This is a genomic window from Parageobacillus sp. NEAU-HV-2, from assembly GCF_059115485.1.
This window is the reverse complement of sequence record NZ_JBXUJJ010000007.1, coordinates 56,987-74,195: the sequence shown is the minus strand read 5'-3', so window position 1 is coordinate 74,195 and position 17,209 is coordinate 56,987. Positions and strand designations below refer to the sequence as shown.

At 42.8% G+C, this 17,209-nt stretch carries 14 protein-coding genes and 2 pseudogenes; 6 read left to right on the top strand and 10 right to left on the bottom strand.

Annotated elements, in window-relative coordinates; genetic code table 11:
- Window positions 1-219 precede the first annotated feature (219 nt).
- The 3 genes from AC1WMD_RS12365 to AC1WMD_RS12355 all read left to right on the top strand — a co-directional run bounded on the left by AC1WMD_RS12365 (window position 220) and on the right by AC1WMD_RS12355 (window position 2,489).
- Window positions 220-1,041, top strand: coding sequence for a basic amino acid ABC transporter substrate-binding protein (locus AC1WMD_RS12365; RefSeq protein ID WP_494257439.1), 822 nt, complete (start codon window positions 220-222; stop codon window positions 1,039-1,041).
- A 72-nt stretch (window positions 1,042-1,113) separates the two neighbouring features.
- Window positions 1,114-1,770, top strand: a complete 657-nt coding sequence (locus tag AC1WMD_RS12360; RefSeq protein WP_043906335.1) for an amino acid ABC transporter permease — start codon at window positions 1,114-1,116, stop codon at window positions 1,768-1,770.
- Window positions 1,767-2,489 carry an amino acid ABC transporter ATP-binding protein gene (locus AC1WMD_RS12355; RefSeq protein ID WP_043906336.1) on the top strand — a complete coding sequence of 241 codons (723 nt, stop codon included), beginning with the start codon at window positions 1,767-1,769 and terminating at the stop codon, window positions 2,487-2,489. Before AC1WMD_RS12360 ends, AC1WMD_RS12355 begins: the two co-directional genes overlap by 4 nt.
- Window positions 2,490-2,644: 155 nt before the next feature.
- On the opposite strand, the pseudogene AC1WMD_RS12350 reads toward AC1WMD_RS12355, so the two are convergent.
- The 3 genes and pseudogenes from AC1WMD_RS12350 to AC1WMD_RS12340 form a co-directional block, all read right to left on the bottom strand.
- Window positions 2,645-2,779, bottom strand: a pseudogene (locus tag AC1WMD_RS12350) (alpha-L-glutamate ligase); the annotation flags it as partial.
- Window positions 2,773-3,070, bottom strand: a pseudogene (locus tag AC1WMD_RS12345) (LLM class flavin-dependent oxidoreductase); the annotation flags it as partial. The pseudogenes AC1WMD_RS12350 and AC1WMD_RS12345, both read right to left, overlap by 7 nt.
- Window positions 3,071-3,134: 64 nt before the next feature.
- On the bottom strand, window positions 3,135-3,848 hold the full coding sequence (locus tag AC1WMD_RS12340) for a TrmH family RNA methyltransferase (protein WP_494257437.1): 714 nt from the start codon (window positions 3,846-3,848) through the stop codon (window positions 3,135-3,137).
- Between the two features lie 340 nt (window positions 3,849-4,188).
- Here AC1WMD_RS12340 and AC1WMD_RS12335 point away from each other — a divergent pair, with 340 nt between their 5' ends.
- The 3 genes from AC1WMD_RS12335 (at window position 4,189) to pflA (ending at window position 8,897) form a co-directional block, all read left to right on the top strand.
- Window positions 4,189-5,583: an amino acid permease gene (locus tag AC1WMD_RS12335; protein ID WP_494257435.1), complete on the top strand. Its 1,395-nt coding sequence runs from the start codon at window positions 4,189-4,191 to the stop codon at window positions 5,581-5,583.
- 258 nt (window positions 5,584-5,841) lie between these two features.
- Complete coding sequence (gene pflB / locus AC1WMD_RS12330) at window positions 5,842-8,091, top strand: formate C-acetyltransferase (protein ID WP_494257434.1); 2,250 nt, start codon at window positions 5,842-5,844, stop codon at window positions 8,089-8,091.
- 59 nt (window positions 8,092-8,150) lie between these two features.
- The gene (gene pflA / locus AC1WMD_RS12325) at window positions 8,151-8,897 is read left to right on the top strand and encodes a pyruvate formate-lyase-activating protein (protein WP_494257433.1); all 747 of its coding nucleotides are present in this window, start codon (window positions 8,151-8,153) and stop codon (window positions 8,895-8,897) included.
- A gap of 147 nt (window positions 8,898-9,044) precedes the next feature.
- On the opposite strand, the gene adhE is transcribed toward pflA, so the two are convergent.
- From adhE to AC1WMD_RS12290, 7 genes are all read right to left on the bottom strand, one after another.
- On the bottom strand, window positions 9,045-11,648 hold the full coding sequence (gene adhE, locus AC1WMD_RS12320; RefSeq protein ID WP_494257431.1) for a bifunctional acetaldehyde-CoA/alcohol dehydrogenase: 2,604 nt from the start codon (window positions 11,646-11,648) through the stop codon (window positions 9,045-9,047).
- 385 nt (window positions 11,649-12,033) lie between these two features.
- Complete coding sequence (locus tag AC1WMD_RS12315; protein WP_043906344.1) at window positions 12,034-12,666, bottom strand: response regulator transcription factor; 633 nt, start codon at window positions 12,664-12,666, stop codon at window positions 12,034-12,036.
- Complete coding sequence (locus AC1WMD_RS12310) at window positions 12,663-13,700, bottom strand: sensor histidine kinase (RefSeq protein ID WP_494257429.1); 1,038 nt, start codon at window positions 13,698-13,700, stop codon at window positions 12,663-12,665. Before AC1WMD_RS12310 ends, AC1WMD_RS12315 begins: the two co-directional genes overlap by 4 nt.
- Window positions 13,697-14,425 carry a cell wall-active antibiotics response protein LiaF gene (gene liaF / locus AC1WMD_RS12305; protein ID WP_494257427.1) on the bottom strand — a complete coding sequence of 243 codons (729 nt, stop codon included), beginning with the start codon at window positions 14,423-14,425 and terminating at the stop codon, window positions 13,697-13,699. The genes AC1WMD_RS12310 and liaF overlap by 4 nt, the downstream gene beginning before the upstream one ends.
- Before the next feature lie 104 nt (window positions 14,426-14,529).
- Window positions 14,530-15,174, bottom strand: coding sequence for a PspA/IM30 family protein (locus AC1WMD_RS12300; protein ID WP_494257426.1), 645 nt, complete (start codon window positions 15,172-15,174; stop codon window positions 14,530-14,532).
- Window positions 15,175-15,189: 15 nt separating this feature from the next.
- Entirely contained in the window at window positions 15,190-15,540 is a 351-nt protein-coding gene (locus tag AC1WMD_RS12295; protein WP_494257425.1) for a lmo0954 family membrane protein, read from the bottom strand.
- Between the two features lie 188 nt (window positions 15,541-15,728).
- Window positions 15,729-17,090 carry a DUF8451 domain-containing protein gene (locus AC1WMD_RS12290; RefSeq protein ID WP_494257423.1) on the bottom strand — a complete coding sequence of 454 codons (1,362 nt, stop codon included), beginning with the start codon at window positions 17,088-17,090 and terminating at the stop codon, window positions 15,729-15,731.
- Window positions 17,091-17,209 lie beyond the last annotated feature (119 nt).

The window sequence follows — 17,209 nt, the reverse complement described above, 5'->3', positions numbered from 1 at the left end:
TTCTTCTACATTATTTTGCAAAAATGAATATTCATTTATTTCAAGAATATTATAAATTGTAATTTAACTAATAGAATATAATAGTAAAGAGTTTTTCTGTAAAATATATATACTCCAAAATATTCAAATAATTATTTTTATAAATAGTATTGCATAAATGTAAAAATACTGATAGTATGAAATCGTCTATTAAACAATTGCACAAGGGGGATGGTTATCATGATAAAAAAAGGAGCAATTCTCGCTGTAGTGCTTGCATTGCTTACAGCGTTGGCTGCATGCGGAAAATCAACGGAACCGAGTTCTTCTTCCTCTTCGGGAAAAGAAGAAACAAAGAAAAAAATTATCGTCGGAACAGACGCTGCGTTTGCACCGTTTGAGTATATGGATAAAGGGAAAATCGTCGGTTTTGACGTTGACCTGTTAGATGCGATTATGAAAGAAGCAGGCATGGACTATGAATTAAAAAATATCGGCTGGGATCCATTATTTGCAGCTTTACAAAACAAAGAAATAGATATGGCGATTTCCGGCATCACGATCAATGATGAGCGGAAACAAACATATGATTTCTCCATTCCTTACTTTGAATCCACCCATATGATTATGGTGAAAGAAAATAGCCCAATCAAAAACGCGCTTGACTTAAAAGGAAAAACGGTCGGCGTCCAAAACGGCACCACGGGGCAAGCAGCAGTAGAAAAATTGCTTGGAAAAGAAAATAAAAACATCAAAAAATTTGAAAACACGGTTGTGGCGATTATGGACTTATTAAACGGCGGCGTCGAGGCGGTCGTTACGGACAACGCGGTGGCAAACGAGTATGTGAAAAACAATCCGGATAAAAAAATCAAAACCATCGCCGATCCAGAACATTTCGAGTCTGAGTTTTACGGGCTGATGTTCCCGAAAGGAAGCGACTTGAAAGCGAAAGTAGACGAAGCGTTGAAAAAAGTGATAGAAAGCGGCAAATACGCAGAAATTTATAAAAAATGGTTTGGAACAGAGCCAAATCTCGATAATCTAGTAAAACAACAATAAACGCGCGAACATCGGAAAATGCGTAACTACTTTATTTTAGTTACGCATTTTTTATAAGAAAGGTGAGGGCTAATGGATTTTCGTTTTGATATTATTCAGGAATACGCCCCGTTTTTCCTAAAAGGGGTGTTATTAACTATTGGGGTTTCGATCGCCGCCATCATTGCCGGCTTGATTCTCGGTCTTATAATCGGCCTTGGCAAAATGTCCGCGAAGCGGTTCATCCGCCTTCCGTTTGAATGGTACATTAACTTTTTCCGCGGCACGCCGCTTGTCGTACAAATACTGCTTGTACACTTTGGAGTTATGCCGCTGTTTTTTGCCCAGCCAAGTGCGACCGTCTCGCTGGTTGTATCGCTGTCCTTAAACTCGGCAGCGTATGTCGCAGAAATTTTCCGCGCCGGCATTCAATCGATTGACAAAGGGCAAATGGAAGCGGCCCGCTCGCTCGGTATGACGCACGCACAGGCGATGCGCTACATTATTTTGCCACAAGCGTTAAAACGGATGATTCCGCCATTTGGAAATGAGTTTATCGTTTTAATTAAAGACTCGTCCCTCGGCCTTGTCATTGCCGCCCCAGAACTTATGTATTGGGGAAGAGCAGCGCAAGGACAGTACTATCGCGTTTGGGAGCCATATTTAACCGTGGCATTTATCTATTTGCTTCTAACCCTTTCCCTCAGTAAACTACTACATTATTTGGAAAGGAAGTATTCAAACCAATGATTAAAGTCAGCAATTTAAAAAAATCATTTGGCAACCTAGAAGTGCTGAAAGGAATTAATGCCCATATCCGCGAACGGGAAGTCGTCGTTGTCATCGGCCCGTCCGGCTCCGGGAAATCGACCTTTTTGCGCTGTTTAAACCTTTTAGAAGACTTCGATGAAGGGGAAATCATCATTGACGGAATTAACATAAAAGAAAAGCAGACAAACATTAACAAGGTGCGCGAAGAAGTCGGGATGGTGTTTCAGCGCTTTAACTTATTCCCGCATATGACCGTGCTGAATAACATCACGCTCGCCCCGATAAAAGTGCGGAAATGGCCGCGCGAAAAAGCAGAAGCAAAAGCAATGGAGCTGCTTAAAAAAGTCGGGCTGCAAGAAAAGGCAAACGCCTACCCAGACTCTTTATCGGGCGGACAAGCGCAGCGCGTTGCGATCGCCCGGGCGCTGGCGATGGAACCGAAAGTGATGTTGTTTGACGAGCCGACGTCCGCCTTAGACCCGGAAATGGTCGGGGAAGTGCTGGCCGTCATGAAACAGCTCGCAAACGAAGGAATGACAATGGTCGTTGTCACGCACGAAATGGGCTTTGCCCGCGAAGTCGGCGATCGCGTCCTGTTTATGGACGGCGGCTACATCGTTGAAGAAGGCACACCGAGCGAAATTTTTGACAATCCAAAACATGAACGGACAAAATCGTTTTTGTCAAAGGTGCTGTAACCTTGTATTTGCCTTGTTGCCGCAACAAAGCGAAGCAACAAGGTGTTTTTTATGGACCACAACAGCAAAAGGCGCTGGTACACTACTTCCATAAGCAAATACATAGCCCTGGTTTTCGCGCTTACAAAGGGCTGAAAACCAGGGCTATATTTTCTTTATACCGAAGCGGCTTGAAGCCGCTTTAATTCCTCGCCTAAAAACTTGGCCACTTCTAACATGCCAAACTTGCCGGCGCGCGCCTCCGCCTCCGAGTTGTAGTTTGTATTGGTGTTGACATCGTACGTAAAAACGCATCGCAATGCTCGACAATCGCTTGTTTTCCCCGTTCGCTCTCGCCGCCGGCGTATAAAATCGAATACGACTTTTGCACCGGTTTCGGCGCTAAATGGGCTCCTTTTACTTCATAAAATTTTCCCCGGAAATGAAACACATCGTTCGTCCACATTCCTTTTAACACTTGGACGAATTCTTCCGTGCGGTCATAGCGCTCATCCTGTTCGGTAAGCCATATTGACGCGCTTCTTCTTCCCCCACCATGCCGATGCGACATTCAGCATAAAGCGACCGTTGCTAATGTGGTCATATTGTTCCCCCCATAATAGCTCTTTCAAGAAAAAAGCAGCCTTCCCTCGCATTGAGGGAAGGCTAAACAGAACAACCCAGCCGCTTTGCCAATTGTTTGCGCAGACGCGGATTTAACGTTTGCCACATCCATGTTTCGTATAGTTCTTTTTTCTCGGCAAATGATAAATAATAGCGCTCACCTGCCTGCTGACGCGCTCTTTTGGTGACATCGTACAGTGAAAGTGCCGCCGCCACCGATATATTAAAACTTTGGACAAACCCGTACATCGGAATCATAAACGTCGCATCGGCGATACGAAGCGCCTCCTGCGACACGCCGCTATGTTCGTTGCCAAATAAAAGAGCTGTTGGCCGCGACACATCGATATCGCAAAGATGAACCGTTCCTTCACCGAGATAGCTGGCGTACACTTGATATCCTTTTGCTTGCAACTCTTTAATCGCCGTGACAATATCCGGCTTTCGATAAAGCGTCAGCCATTTGTCGGTATGTCGCGTCACGAGCGGGTTCGGCCGAAACGGCGCTTTTCCGGTGACGACATACACATCCTGCACGCCAAACGCTTCCGCTGTCCGCAACACCGCCGCCTGGTTGTGCGGATCATCGACCGCTTCGGTCAACAACGTAATATATCGCGTCCGCTGATGTAGTACGTCATACATTCGTTTTAACCGTTCCGGTAAAATCATTTCCCAGATAAGGCGATTTTCTTCCGTCAGCAACCCTTCTTCTTGCAGCTGTTCAATGAACGTTTTTGCTTCTTGTTCGTTCATTGCCATCACCTTCATTCCGCATAAATAATTAGAACGAATTTCATTGTACAAAATTTTAAGTAAGCGGGCAAATCGTTCCTACAAATTGCCAAAATAAATTCCCTTGTTGTAAAGTATACTAAAACATAACAAGACAAATTATGATATTGAAATTTTAAAAATATTATTAATATTATAATAATAATAAAAACAAGAACTATTTACCATATAAATACATTTACAAATAATCATAAATTATGTACTATATTTACTGTAAGCGTTTTTATTTTAAACATTTTTAATATAATTTTATTTTTTTTGTAAAAAACACCTTTGTCCTAACGGATGGGAGGAAACAAGAATGCAAACCTCAAAAAATGAACAAAAACTGCATCGCGGACTAGAGGAGCGACATATTTCGCTGATGTCCCTTGGGGCTGCGATTGGGGTCGGGCTATTTCTCGGCTCTGCGTCTTCCATCAAATTAGCGGGACCGGCGATTTTACTGGCATACGCGGTAAGTGGGGCGATTATGTTCTTTATTATGCGCGCGCTCGGGGAAATGGCCGTGGAAAACCCGGTTGCCGGCTCATTCAGCCGCTATGCACACGACTATTTAGGCCCGCTTGCCGGTTATTTAACCGGGTGGAACTATTGGTTTTTATGGGTCGTTACTTGTATCGCGGAAATTACAGCAGTCGGCATTTATATGCAATTTTGGTTTCCTGATACACCAAGATGGTTGTGGGCGCTAGCCGCTTTAATCTTGATGACATTGATCAATTTCCTTGCGGTCAAAGCATATGGGGAATTAGAGTTTTGGTTTGCGCTTATTAAAATTGTCACCATTGTATTTATGATTGTCGTCGGCCTTGGCATGATTCTGTTCGGAATCGGCAATGGCGGAATCGCCACCGGCATCAGCAACCTTTGGGAACATGGCGGATTTTTCCCGAACGGCATTACCGGTGTATTAATGTCTTTGCAAATGGTGATGTTCGCCTACTTAGGAATTGAAATGCTCGGCGTTACGGCCGGCGAAGTGAAAAATCCGGAAAAATCGCTGACCAAGGCGGTCAATAGCGTATTTTGGCGCATTTTAATTTTCTACGTGGGCGCATTGTTTGTCATCATGTCCATTTACCCTTGGAACGAAATCGGCGAAAAAGGAAGCCCGTTTGTTTTAACGTTTGAAAAAATCGGCATTCACGCCGCCGCGGGAATCATCAACTTTGTTGTTTTAACAGCTGCTTTGTCTTCCTGCAACAGTGGAATTTTCAGTACAAGCCGCATGCTCTTTAACTTGGCTGAGCAAAAGGAAGCACCATCTTCCTTCGCTAAACTGACAAATCGCGGAATTCCGGGCGTGGCCCTCATCGTCACGGCGTTAGCGATGTTAGTCGGTGTGTATTTAAACTTCGTTTCCGAAAAAGTTTTCCAATGGGTGACCAGTGTCGCCACATTCGGTGCGATTTGGACATGGGCGATTATTTTGCTGGCGCAATTGCAGTTCCGCAAACGATTAAGTCCAGAAAAACAACAACAATTAAAATATAAAATGCCGCTTTACCCTTATAGCTCTTATATTTCTCTCGCCTTCCTCATCGGAGTCACCGCTTTAATGGGCTACTTCAAGGATACAAGAATCGCGCTCTACATCGGACCAGCCTGGCTCATCTTGCTCGTTGCCGTCTATTATGCAAAAGGCATGCATAAGCGTCATGCCCGCGCTTCTGAGAAAAAACAAGTCAGCTAACCAACCGTCTCCATCCCTTTTATAGGGATGGAGATTTTTATTTTTCACATCCTTCTTTATGTTCATTGGTTGTCATTCTTCTTTTTACGATCTGTTATACCTCTTATCATCATTCAATTAATATTGCTCAATATTTCACAAACTATTCAATAATAGATGGTTATAGGCATCAAAAAATGTAGTATTGTGTAGATGAAAGCTGTTATATATATTTTTATCAATCTGTTATATTTACAGACGATTGGGAGGGGATCTGTTATGAAACAAGCTACTGCTGTATTAGACCCGTGGCGAAATTTTAAAGGGTCAAAATGGAAAAAGTCCATTGACGTCCGTGACTTTATTTTAAACAATGTAACCGTTTATTATGGGGATGAGTCATTTCTAGAAGGGCCTACAGAAGCAACGAAGAAACTATGGGAACAAGTGATGGAATTATCGAAGCAAGAACGCGAAAAAGGCGGCGTTCTCGATATGGATACATCCATTGTTTCCACCATCACTTCCCACGGACCAGGTTATTTAAACAAAGACTTGGAAAAAATCGTTGGTTTTCAAACAGATAAACCGTTTAAGCGCTCATTAATGCCGTTCGGCGGCATCCGCATGGCGCAACAATCATGTGAAGCATACGGCTATAAAGTAAGCGACGAAATAAAAAAAATTTTTACGGAATACCGCAAAACACATAATCAAGGTGTATTTGACGTTTACACCGAAGAGATGAAATTAGCGCGCAAAGCGGGAATCATCACCGGTCTTCCAGATGCGTACGGACGCGGCCGCATTATTGGCGACTATCGCCGCGTAGCATTATACGGTGTCGATCGTCTTATTGAAGAAAAACAAAAGGATTTGAAAAATACCGGCGCAAGAATGATGACGGAAGACATTATCCGTCTTCGCGAGGAAATTGCTGAACAAATTCGCGCGTTAAACGAATTGAAACAAATGGCATTAAGCTACGGTTACGACATTTCCAGACCAGCGCGAAACGCACACGAAGCATTCCAATGGCTCTATTTCGCTTATCTTGCCGCTATTAAAGAACAAAACGGCGCAGCGATGAGCTTAGGACGTGTTTCTACCTTCTTAGATATTTATATCGAACGCGACCTACAAGAAGGTACGCTAACAGAAAAAGAAGCGCAAGAACTTGTCGACCATTTTGTGATGAAATTGCGCCTTGTCAAATTCGCAAGAACACCGGAATATAACGAACTATTTAGCGGTGACCCAACATGGGTAACAGAATCGATCGGCGGAATGGCGATCGATGGTCGTCCGTTAGTAACGAAAAACTCGTTCCGCTTCCTTCATACGTTAGATAACTTAGGACCTGCGCCAGAACCAAACTTAACGGTACTGTGGTCAAAACAATTACCGGAAGCGTTCAAAGAATATTGCGCGAAAATGTCGATAAAAACAAGCTCGATTCAATATGAAAACGACGACTTAATGGGCGTGGAATTTGGCGATGACTACGGAATTGCCTGCTGTGTATCGGCAATGAGAATTGGCAAACAAATGCAATTTTTCGGAGCGCGCGCCAACCTTGCGAAAGCATTGTTATATGCGATTAATGGCGGCGTCGATGAAAAATTAAAAATTCAAGTTGGCCCTGAATTTGCGCCAATTACATCCGAATATCTAGATTACGAGGAAGTCATGCGTAAATTTGATCATGTGCTTGAATGGCTTGCGGAACTTTATATTAATACACTCAATGTTATCCATTACATGCACGACAAATATTGTTACGAACGAATTGAAATGGCACTTCACGATACGCATGTTTTACGCACGATGGCAACTGGTATTGCCGGGCTATCGGTTGTCACCGATTCGTTAAGTGCGATCAAATACGCAAAAGTAAAACCGATTCGCGATGAAAGCGGCATTGCCGTTGATTTTGAAATTGAAGGCGACTTCCCGAAATACGGGAATAACGATGATCGCGTCGACCAAATTGCGGTTGATTTAGTCGAGCGTTTTATGACGAAATTGAAAAAATATAAAACGTATCGCGATTCGAAACATACGCTATCGATTTTAACGATTACATCGAACGTCGTATACGGGAAAAAGACAGGAAATACACCAGATGGCCGCCGTGCTGGCGAACCGTTTGCCCCGGGAGCGAACCCGCTACACGGTCGCGACATGAAAGGAGCGCTCGCTTCGTTAAGCTCTGTCGCGAAATTGCCATATGAACATGCGTTAGATGGCATTTCTAATACGTTCTCGATCGTGCCAAAAGCGTTAGGAAAAGAAGAACAAACCCGTGTTCATAACCTTGCCGCCATTTTAGATGGTTACATGGAAAAAGGCGGGCATCATCTCAACATTAACGTTTTGAATCGCGAAACGTTATTAGACGCGATGGAACATCCAGAAAAATATCCGCAATTAACGATTCGCGTCTCTGGATATGCCGTCAACTTCATTAAATTAACTCGCGAACAACAAATTGACGTCATTAACCGCACGTTCCACGAAACGATGTAACTATCTCCCCCCTCCTTCTTGAGAGGGGGGTCTATTTCTCTTAGGAAGGTGATCATTCGATGAAAGGGTTTATTCATTCGATTGAAACATGCGGTACCGTCGACGGTCCAGGCCTTCGTTATGTCATCTTTACACAAGGATGCTTGCTGCGCTGTCAATATTGTCATAACGCCGATACATGGGAAATCGGAAAAGGAAAAGAAATGACCGTTGAAGAAATTATCGATGATGTGAAAACATACTTGCCGTTTATGAACGCTTCCGGCGGCGGAATTACCGTCAGCGGCGGGGAACCTTTGTTGCAAATCGACTTTTTAATCGAACTATTTAAAGCGTGCAAACAACTCGGCATTCATACAGCGATTGATTCATCAGGGGGATGCTACACGACGGAAGCGCCGTTCCAGCAAAAATTAAATGAATTGCTTTCCTATACTGATTTAATTTTACTTGATTTAAAACATATTGATGAAAAAAAACATCGGAAACTGACGGGAAAAACAAATAAACACATTTTACAATTTGCTCAGTTTTTATCCGAAAAAAACGTTCCCGTTTGGATTCGGCATGTTCTCGTTCCAACCATTACAGACGACCCTAATGACTTGCGCCGTCTCGCCGCTTTTATTCGTACGTTAAACAACGTCAAAAAAATTGAAATTCTCCCGTATCATAAATTAGGAGTATACAAATGGAAAGCGCTTGGATTGAAGTACCCGTTGGAAGGAATTGAACCTCCTTCGGAAGAAAGCGTGCAAATGGCACAGCGAATTCTAAATGGAACGGAAAATGGTGTGCCTCTTTAAGGGGTTTTTTCTGTTTTATATGTTTAGAAGATCCTTCTCATTTCCTTCATTGCAGTGAAACTTTGAAACATATACATGAAAAAGGATGGCCCGCCACGCTTACCAGCGAGTATATGGGCCATCCTTTTTCTATAGGGGGAGGTTGTGTTAAACTCCTTTAAACGCTTGGCGATAGATATGAACTAAATCGCTAACAAGCGGGAGTTTCGGGTTAGAAGTGGTACATTGGTCTTCGAAAGCTAATTCGGCTAATTTTTCTACTTTGCTTTCGAATTCTTGTTTGCTGATACCGCATGCTTCAATGCTCATCGGCATATCCAATTGTTTTGCCAGCTTAATGATCGCTTGAACGAGGCTTTCGACCCCTTCTTCCGTTGTGCGAGCCAGCAAGCCGAGCATTCTCGCAATTTCCGCATAGCGTTGATCCGCTTTGAAATATTCGTATTTCGGAAATGCGGTAAATTTTTTCGGTTTCGCTGCGTTATAGCGAATGACATGCGGCATTAAAATGGTATTAGCGCGTCCATGCGGAATATGGAATTCCGCGCCAAGTTTATGAGCCAAACTATGGTTAATGCCTAAAAACGCGTTGGCGAACGCCATTCCCGCAATCGTAGAAGCGTTATGCATTTTCTCCCGAGCGAGTTCATCCTTCCCGTTTTGATATGCCCGCGGCAAATATTCAAATACGAGTTGAATTGCTTTCATTGCAAGACCATCGGTATAATCATTTGCCATATTGGAGACATACGCTTCGATCGCATGTGTCAATACGTCCATTCCCGTATCAGCGGTGACATGTTTTGGTACGGTCATGACAAATTGTGGATCCACAATTGCGACGTCCGGTGTTAATTCATAATCTGCTAACGGATATTTTATATTCGTTTTTTTATCGGTAATGACTGCAAAAGACGTTACTTCCGATCCTGTTCCTGACGTAGTCGGAATGGCAACAAATTTCGCTTTTTGACCTAGTTTTGGATATTTATAAACGCGTTTTCGAATATCTAAAAATTTTTGTTTTAACGCGTTGAAATCCGCTGTCGGATGCTCGTAAAAGAGCCACATCGCTTTTGCCGCATCCATTGGCGAACCGCCTCCGAGCGCGATAATCACATCCGGCTCGAAGCTTCTCATCATGTCGACGCCTTTCATTACCGTTTCAATAGAAGGATCTGGTTCTACTTCTGAGAAAATTTCACTATGCACATAATCCGGGCGTCTGCGCAAGTAATATAGCACTTTATCGACATATCCGAGCTTGATCATTCCCGGGTCGGTGACGATAAAAGCTTTGGAAATGTTCGGCATTTTCGCTAAGTATTGTACTGCATTTTTTTCGAAATAAATTTTCGGCGGCACTTTAAACCATTGCATATTTACCGTTCTTTTTGCCATTCTTTTAATATTGATAAGATGAATCGCACTTACGTTTGTCGAAACAGAATTCCCGCCAAACGTGCCGCATCCAAGCGTTAATGACGGAATGTACGCATTGTAAATATCACCGATTGCTCCTTGCGAAGACGGTGCATTTACGATAATCCGTCCCGCTTTCATCCGTTTGCCAAACTCGGTAACAACTTCTTGGTCATCGGAATGGATAACAGCCGAATGTCCTAAGCCGCCAAACTCCAGCATTTCCTCACAGCGCTGAAATCCTTCTTCCGTGCTGTTTACTTTATAACAAGCAAGTACAGGGCTTAACTTTTCACGAGACAACGGATATTTTGGTCCAACCCCTTTTAACTCAGCAACAAGAATTTTCGTGTCTTCCGGTACAGCTATACCAGCCATTTTCGCAATTTCATAAGCTGGCTTTCCGACGATATCAGGGTTGACGGCACATGTATTTTCATTAATAACGAGCTTTTCTACTTTTTTCTTTTCTTCTTCATTTAAGAAATAACAACGGTTTTCCATCATTTCTTTTTTTACTTGTTCATAAATTTCTTTATCAATAATGACTGCTTGTTCGGAAGCGCAAATCATGCCGTTATCAAATGTTTTCGATAAAATTAAATCATTTACAGCCCGTTTAATGTTTGCCGTTTTTTCAATATAGCAAGGCACGTTACCAGGTCCGACGCCTAAAGCTGGTTTTCCAGAGCTGTACGCCGCTTTCACCATGCCGGCGCCACCAGTTGCTAAAATGAGAGAAACGCCAGGATGATGCATAAGCTGACGTGTTGCTTCAAGGGAAGGAGTTTCAATCCATTGAATGCAATGTTCTGGAGCTCCTGCCCGAATCGCCGCATCGCGCAGCACTCTTGCTGCTTCGCTACTGCATCGTTGCGCCGATGGATGGAAGGCAAAAATAATCGGGTTGCGTGTTTTTATCGAGATTAACGCTTTAAACATCGTTGTCGATGTCGGGTTTGTCACCGGTGTTATCCCAGCAACAACACCAACAGGTTCGGCAATTTCTATAATTTCTTCATGCGGATTTTCATAGATAATGCCGACTGTTTTATCGTACTTAATATTGTGGTATATATATTCTGTCGCAAAAAGGTTTTTAATAATTTTATCTTCATATACGCCACGTTTCGTTTCTTCCACTGCAAGCTTTGCTAATGCCATATGCTGATCGAGCCCAGCTAACGCCATTTCTTTAACGATATGATTGATCATTTCTTGATCGTAAGCTCGAAATTGTTCTAACGCTTTCTGTGCATTAGCGACAAGCTCATCAACCATTTTTGCCACTTCGATTTTTTTATCGATCACTTTTTCCTCAACAGCCATACATGGTCTCCCCTCTCTTTGTGAAACATTTCACAAATAAAACTAAAAAATATAAGATGGAAATAATCCCATCTATTACACCCCTATTATAAATAGCTAATAGAGATTTTAGTTTGTCTTATTTGTGAAATGTTGAGCAATTTGTTCATAAAATGTTCATAAAAAATTTATCGTACCTTTATCTATCTCCCGTCCTACCAGTAGCTGTATTTTTCGATAATGAGCTTAGGCGTTATTTTCTTCTAAAACTTGGGGTATCATTCTGCATAACACGTCTTAAGTTTGATACAAAATCAGTATATAAAAAGAAGGCTGCCTTAGGGCAACCTGCGCAGACTATGACAAATTGGGTTTCGACGAATGTCTGAAACCTAATTTATAGAAGCTATTTGACTAACGAATGTTTAAATGCATAAATCACCGCTTGTGTGCGATCTTGTACTCCTAATTTGCTTAATATGTTGCTGACGTGGACTTTCACCGTTTTTACGGCAATAAACAACTCATCGGCGATTTCTTGATTCGTTTTTCCTTGCGCCATCAACAAAAGCACTTCCATCTCCCGGTTTGTCAATTCTTCGTGAGGAAGGATTTCTTTCTTTTGTTTCATTTTTGTCATTACTTTATTCGTCACTTCCGGTTCCAACACCGATTGACCGTAAAACGTCGCACGGATTGCGTTGGCGATTTCGTTCGCTTTCGATGTCTTTAGCATGTAGCTCGTTGCTCCGGCTTCCAAAGCCGGATACACTTTCTCATCATCTAAAAAGCTCGTCACAACGATAATTTTCGCTTCCGGCCATTGGGCAATAATGTGCTTTGTCGCTTCAATTCCGTCCATCTCCGGCATCACTAAATCCATTAAAATAATATCTGGGCGCAGCTCTAGTGCCAGCTCTACAGCGCGTTTGCCGCTATCGGCTTCTCCCACCACTTCCATATCCGGCTGCGACGCCAAAAACGCAGAAACGCCAATTCTCACCATTTCATGATCATCGGCCAATAAGACACGGATCACGACTTTCCCTCCTCTATGATCGGCACTTTCACCTCTAAACGCGTTCCTTGATTCGGCACACTGACGATTTGCATCGTCCCGCCGATCTCCAGCGCGCGCTCATGCATATTTTGCAAACCGTACGACCCTGCTTTCACTTGATCGACGTTGAAGCCGACGCCATCATCCGATACCCGCAAAATGACAAGTTGGTCTCGTTTCACTAACAATACTTCCAATTTTGTCGCCTTTGCATGACGAAGCGTATTGGAAATCGACTCTTGCAAGATGCGAAATAAATGGTCTTCTACCCCTTTATCAAGCGGAATGTCTTCCACTTTCCACTCGATGTGCAGCGGCACTTTTTGCTTTAGTTCCATCAATAACTCTTGAATTCCTTCTTTTAGCGATTTGCCTTTGAGGGCTATCGGGCGAAGATGAAGCAATAACGCCCGCATTTCCAATTGCGATTGGTGGATCATTTCTTCAATTAAACGAAACTGTTTTTCTTCGCGCTCGTCGGAAAACGTTTTTGTTTCATTGATGGCGGAAATAAGCATCGAGGCGGCAAACAGCTGCTGGCTGACCGAATCATGAAGCTCGCGCGCAAGCCGATGCCGTTCTTGGGAAATGATCTCTTGAATCCGCTTTTCTTGCTCTTCCGCCTTTTCATTGGCGAGCCGCTGCGACAATTTCACTTGTTCCGTCATCTGCTTTTGAATTTTTTGAATGCGCGCTACCACCGCCGCCACTTCTTTCAGCTTTGGAGGCTCCATAGTGGAAACAGGCTGACCATGTTCGAGCTGGCGCAGCGAATTCATCACCGTTCGCCACTGTTTTTGCGAAAAGAACCCGAACATAATCCCAAACGCTATTCCAGCGGCAACACTAACCCCCGCCATAAATAAAAGGAACGGAACACCCATGATTTCTTTTTCCCATAATAAAGACCAGTTCGATAACGGATACGTGATAAATAGGAGCAACACCGTAATGATGGAAACGAACAACGAAAAGGCAATTCCCGTGACAATATAACGCTGCATTGTATTCATACATGCTTCACCTCGATTGTTCCGATAATCATCGAGGTGAGTATTTTGACCTTTTGCTCCGCTTCCTCATATCCTTTTGTTTGAAAACAAACGGTTTCGTTCCACAAATTCGCTTCCTTTCGCTCAAAAACGATAGCGGAGCCATAGATCACCGAATGGTGCAGACGCACTTCCACCTCATACGGCACAAGGATTTGTACGTTCCCGATCAAATGACGGATGACAATGACCGCTTCTCCTTTCGGAAGCACTGTATAACTTAAATCAATTACCACATCGGAAATCCCGCCTTGAATGTTAATATCTTCCCATTCATAAACACGTTCAGGTGTTTTTTGGCTGCTAAAGAAACTGTTTTTCCAGCGCGGTTTTCGCTCAAGGAGGGAGGATGTGCCATGCATTCGCTCGACCATGATTGGCTGTATCTGCACAGGAGCTTTTTTCGATTGCATGTACTGCCAAATGATATACACTAAAATAAAAAACAATGAAATGCGAAATGTCACCATGCTAGCTAACGAAATGACGAAACTAATGAGTCCAAACCAAAACAGAATAACGCCTGACAGCTTCGGCATCCGCTTTCGCCCTATATACATACAGCCAATCGCGAAGAGCAAGGAGAAAACATCCCCATGCTGAAAAAATAGCAGCTCTGCCAAAAAGAGAATGATGGCGATCATGGCAAGCCAAGCGGCGTGATCTGTTTTTTGCTGACGAAACATCTTTTTTCCTCCCTCCTTTATTACGATTGCCGCATCTCCATTATATAGCTAGTGAAAAAAGGGCGTTAATATTGTATACGCCCTTTTAGAATACCACGTTTTCGTTATGAAATTGAATTTGTCTTTTCTGTTTCCAGCTTTTTCTCCAATTGCGCGATGCGTGCGTCAATCGTGCTTGCATAATAATTGGCTTTGACGTTTTGTTCCAGGCGTTCTAAGTATTGTTCCATTTCGTGAAAACGAGAATAAGTGGTATCGTTCCATCCTCCTTGCAGCACTTTATCCATTCGATAATGCGCGCGTGCGACATTTTCCCGCCCCATGAGCTGCATGCGGCGAATGTGCATATCTTTTAATTTATGTTTCATTTCTTCATATTTTCTTTCTAACTGTTCTAACTCGTTTGTTGCTTGCTGAAGGAGCTCTTGTATTTGCGATGCTCTTTCTTCATATTTTGTCTGTTCCAAAACAGCAAATTCATATAGTTCATTTTCCCCCGCCTGGGAAGCGATTTGCGCTTGATACTTTCGCTTATCCGCAAGCTCTTTCGCCTGATTGTATTCACGCGTGAGTTCTGTCTTCAATAGATGCTGCCGCTCAAGCAGATGGCGAACCTTTTCTACCTCCTTTTCGCATTGCCGTAAATATTCATTTAATAATGCAATTGGATTTTGCTTTTCTTTTTGATCGATTATCTCATGTAAATCAGCCATGATGATATTTTTGATTCTCGTTAATAAATCGGCCATCACTGTTTTCCTCCTTTACAAGCTTCGTTCTAACTCTGCCCACTGCTTTTCAAAATGAGCAAACGGGTCATCCATTTCTTTCGTTTTCATCTGTTTTGTTTCATTCCATTTTTTATAAACTACATACAACACATATGCTGCGGCAACTGCAATGAGCGCAGGCGCATTCGAAGCGGAAGCAACGAAAGCGATAATTCCGATTGTGATCCAAAACAGTTTTTTCATCGTTGTGTCCGCTTTCATCCATCGTTTCCATGCGTAATACAAAATGACAAGGCTCACTGCCAAAACAGCGAGAGAACCAAGGTTTGCGAAGAGCGTAACCGCCGCAATCGCACCGATTATGAACAATCCGATCTTTTTCATCTCTTTCCCTCCTTTCTGTCTCCATCCTACCAACCCTTCCATATTTCGATAATGAGCTAGGGCGTTATTTTTCTCTAAGACCTGAGGCGTAATTTTCTGATCAGCATCTGCTATCGCATCCATTTGCCGCACATCGCAAAAGACTCCTTGTGACAAGAAAAAAAGAAGGCTGCCTGGTGGGCGCCTTCCTATTCCATCGCTTTCATATACGCTTGTTTCGGATGATTCGGCTGATCTGGATATTTCAGACGGATTTTTCCTTCCTCTAATAACTTGCCTAAATAGTTGTTTCTTAATCCATCCGGCGTTCTTTCCAACAGAGCCGCTAATTCCTTTAACATCAGCGGTCTTTGCGCACAAAGCTGCAAAATGATATTTTCCATCACACTTGGAGGCAATCGTTTTTTCTTTCTCGCCAGCTCTGCAATATTCCATAATTTCTCGTCCATTTCATCAGAGGACAACTCATTATTTACGGAGTCGGACAAGCTATTTACGGAGTTTAGCTCGTTATTTATGGAGTAAGAACCGTTATTTATGGAGTCTATCTCGTTGTTTACGGAGTTAGGTTCGTTATTTACGGACTTTTCGTTTTTATTTACGGAGTTTGGCTCGTTATTTACGAAGTTTAGTTCCTTATTTAAGGAGTTGGAGTTGTTATTTATGGAGTTCGGTTCTTCGTCCATAAATGACATATCGATTTCTTCCGCATCATGCTGTTTCATATTTTGATATATATCTGTTTCATAGGCAGCCGCTGTTTCATCTGGAAAATGAAATGGATATAATACCACGATCGTCCGTTCCGGATTCGAATGTTGAATAAATTCTGGCTGTTTCCAGTGCCGATCGTTCCAGGTAGCCGCAATATGTTTTAAACCAAATCCGGCCCGTTTGCAAAGGCCGATTAAAATAAACATTTTAAATAAATTCGGATTGCGAAGATTGCTCATATGTCCGGAAAGCGCAGAATCGACTGGGATGCGGAATAGACCTGGATTGGCAAAACGAAATATGCCATTTTCTTTTTCGATGATAATGCCGCCTTCTCCTAAATAATCGGCATGCACAATTGCATTAATCAGTGCTTCGTACACCGCTGTTTGCAGCGCGGGACCCATCTCATGGCGCTGAAACTGCGATATGACTTTATAATAAAAATCATATACGTTACCCGACCAGGTGCCGTCCTGCGAGGTAAATCGCGTCGTCCAATCGTCGGTTACTATACCGTTCAAACTTTCCCGATATTCCAGAAAGTATTGTGGTAAAACTTCTGTAATGATGCGCTCCTCGCTAAACATTAACAATCCTGCTAATGTAACCCCTTCTTTGCTGCTGTCTCGCAGTTTTCCCCATGCACCAATTTTGTATAAAAATTCTTTCGTCTCCAGCCCATTCCACGGATGATTAGGTTTTGCCGCAGCAAATTTTTCTCGATAACTCTTCACCGATTCAAAATTTAGTTCATTTAAACCGTAATGTTCCAAAATCGAGCTATCATGCCAAACAGCTGCATTGTCTTCGCGAAAACTTGAATATTTATTCACTCCCGATCTTCCTTTAACTATTATTTTTATAAAATATACGTATCGTTCTTTACTCCTATTGTATCATCTTTCGTTTTTCTTGCGTGCAACTACCAAAAAAAGAAAAGCAGATGCCGTTT

What these genes read in the sequence shown, in the direction of transcription:
- AC1WMD_RS12295 (WP_494257425.1), bottom strand. Translation starts at nt 15,540, where the DNA reads ATGAAAAAGATCGGATTGTTCATAATCGGTGCGATTGCGGCGGTTACG.
- AC1WMD_RS12340 (WP_494257437.1), bottom strand. Translation starts at nt 3,848, where the DNA reads ATGAACGAACAAGAAGCAAAAACGTTCATTGAACAGCTGCAAGAAGAA.
- AC1WMD_RS12355 (WP_043906336.1), top strand. Translation starts at nt 1,767, where the DNA reads ATGATTAAAGTCAGCAATTTAAAAAAATCATTTGGCAACCTAGAAGTG.
- pflA (WP_494257433.1), top strand. Translation starts at nt 8,151, where the DNA reads ATGAAAGGGTTTATTCATTCGATTGAAACATGCGGTACCGTCGACGGT.
- liaF (WP_494257427.1), bottom strand. Translation starts at nt 14,425, where the DNA reads ATGTTTCGTCAGCAAAAAACAGATCACGCCGCTTGGCTTGCCATGATC.
- AC1WMD_RS12300 (WP_494257426.1), bottom strand. Translation starts at nt 15,174, where the DNA reads ATGGCCGATTTATTAACGAGAATCAAAAATATCATCATGGCTGATTTA.
- AC1WMD_RS12360 (WP_043906335.1), top strand. Translation starts at nt 1,114, where the DNA reads ATGGATTTTCGTTTTGATATTATTCAGGAATACGCCCCGTTTTTCCTA.
- AC1WMD_RS12310 (WP_494257429.1), bottom strand. Translation starts at nt 13,700, where the DNA reads ATGAATACAATGCAGCGTTATATTGTCACGGGAATTGCCTTTTCGTTG.
- adhE (WP_494257431.1), bottom strand. Translation starts at nt 11,648, where the DNA reads ATGGCTGTTGAGGAAAAAGTGATCGATAAAAAAATCGAAGTGGCAAAA.
- AC1WMD_RS12365 (WP_494257439.1), top strand. Translation starts at nt 220, where the DNA reads ATGATAAAAAAAGGAGCAATTCTCGCTGTAGTGCTTGCATTGCTTACA.
- AC1WMD_RS12335 (WP_494257435.1), top strand. Translation starts at nt 4,189, where the DNA reads ATGCAAACCTCAAAAAATGAACAAAAACTGCATCGCGGACTAGAGGAG.
- pflB (WP_494257434.1), top strand. Translation starts at nt 5,842, where the DNA reads ATGAAACAAGCTACTGCTGTATTAGACCCGTGGCGAAATTTTAAAGGG.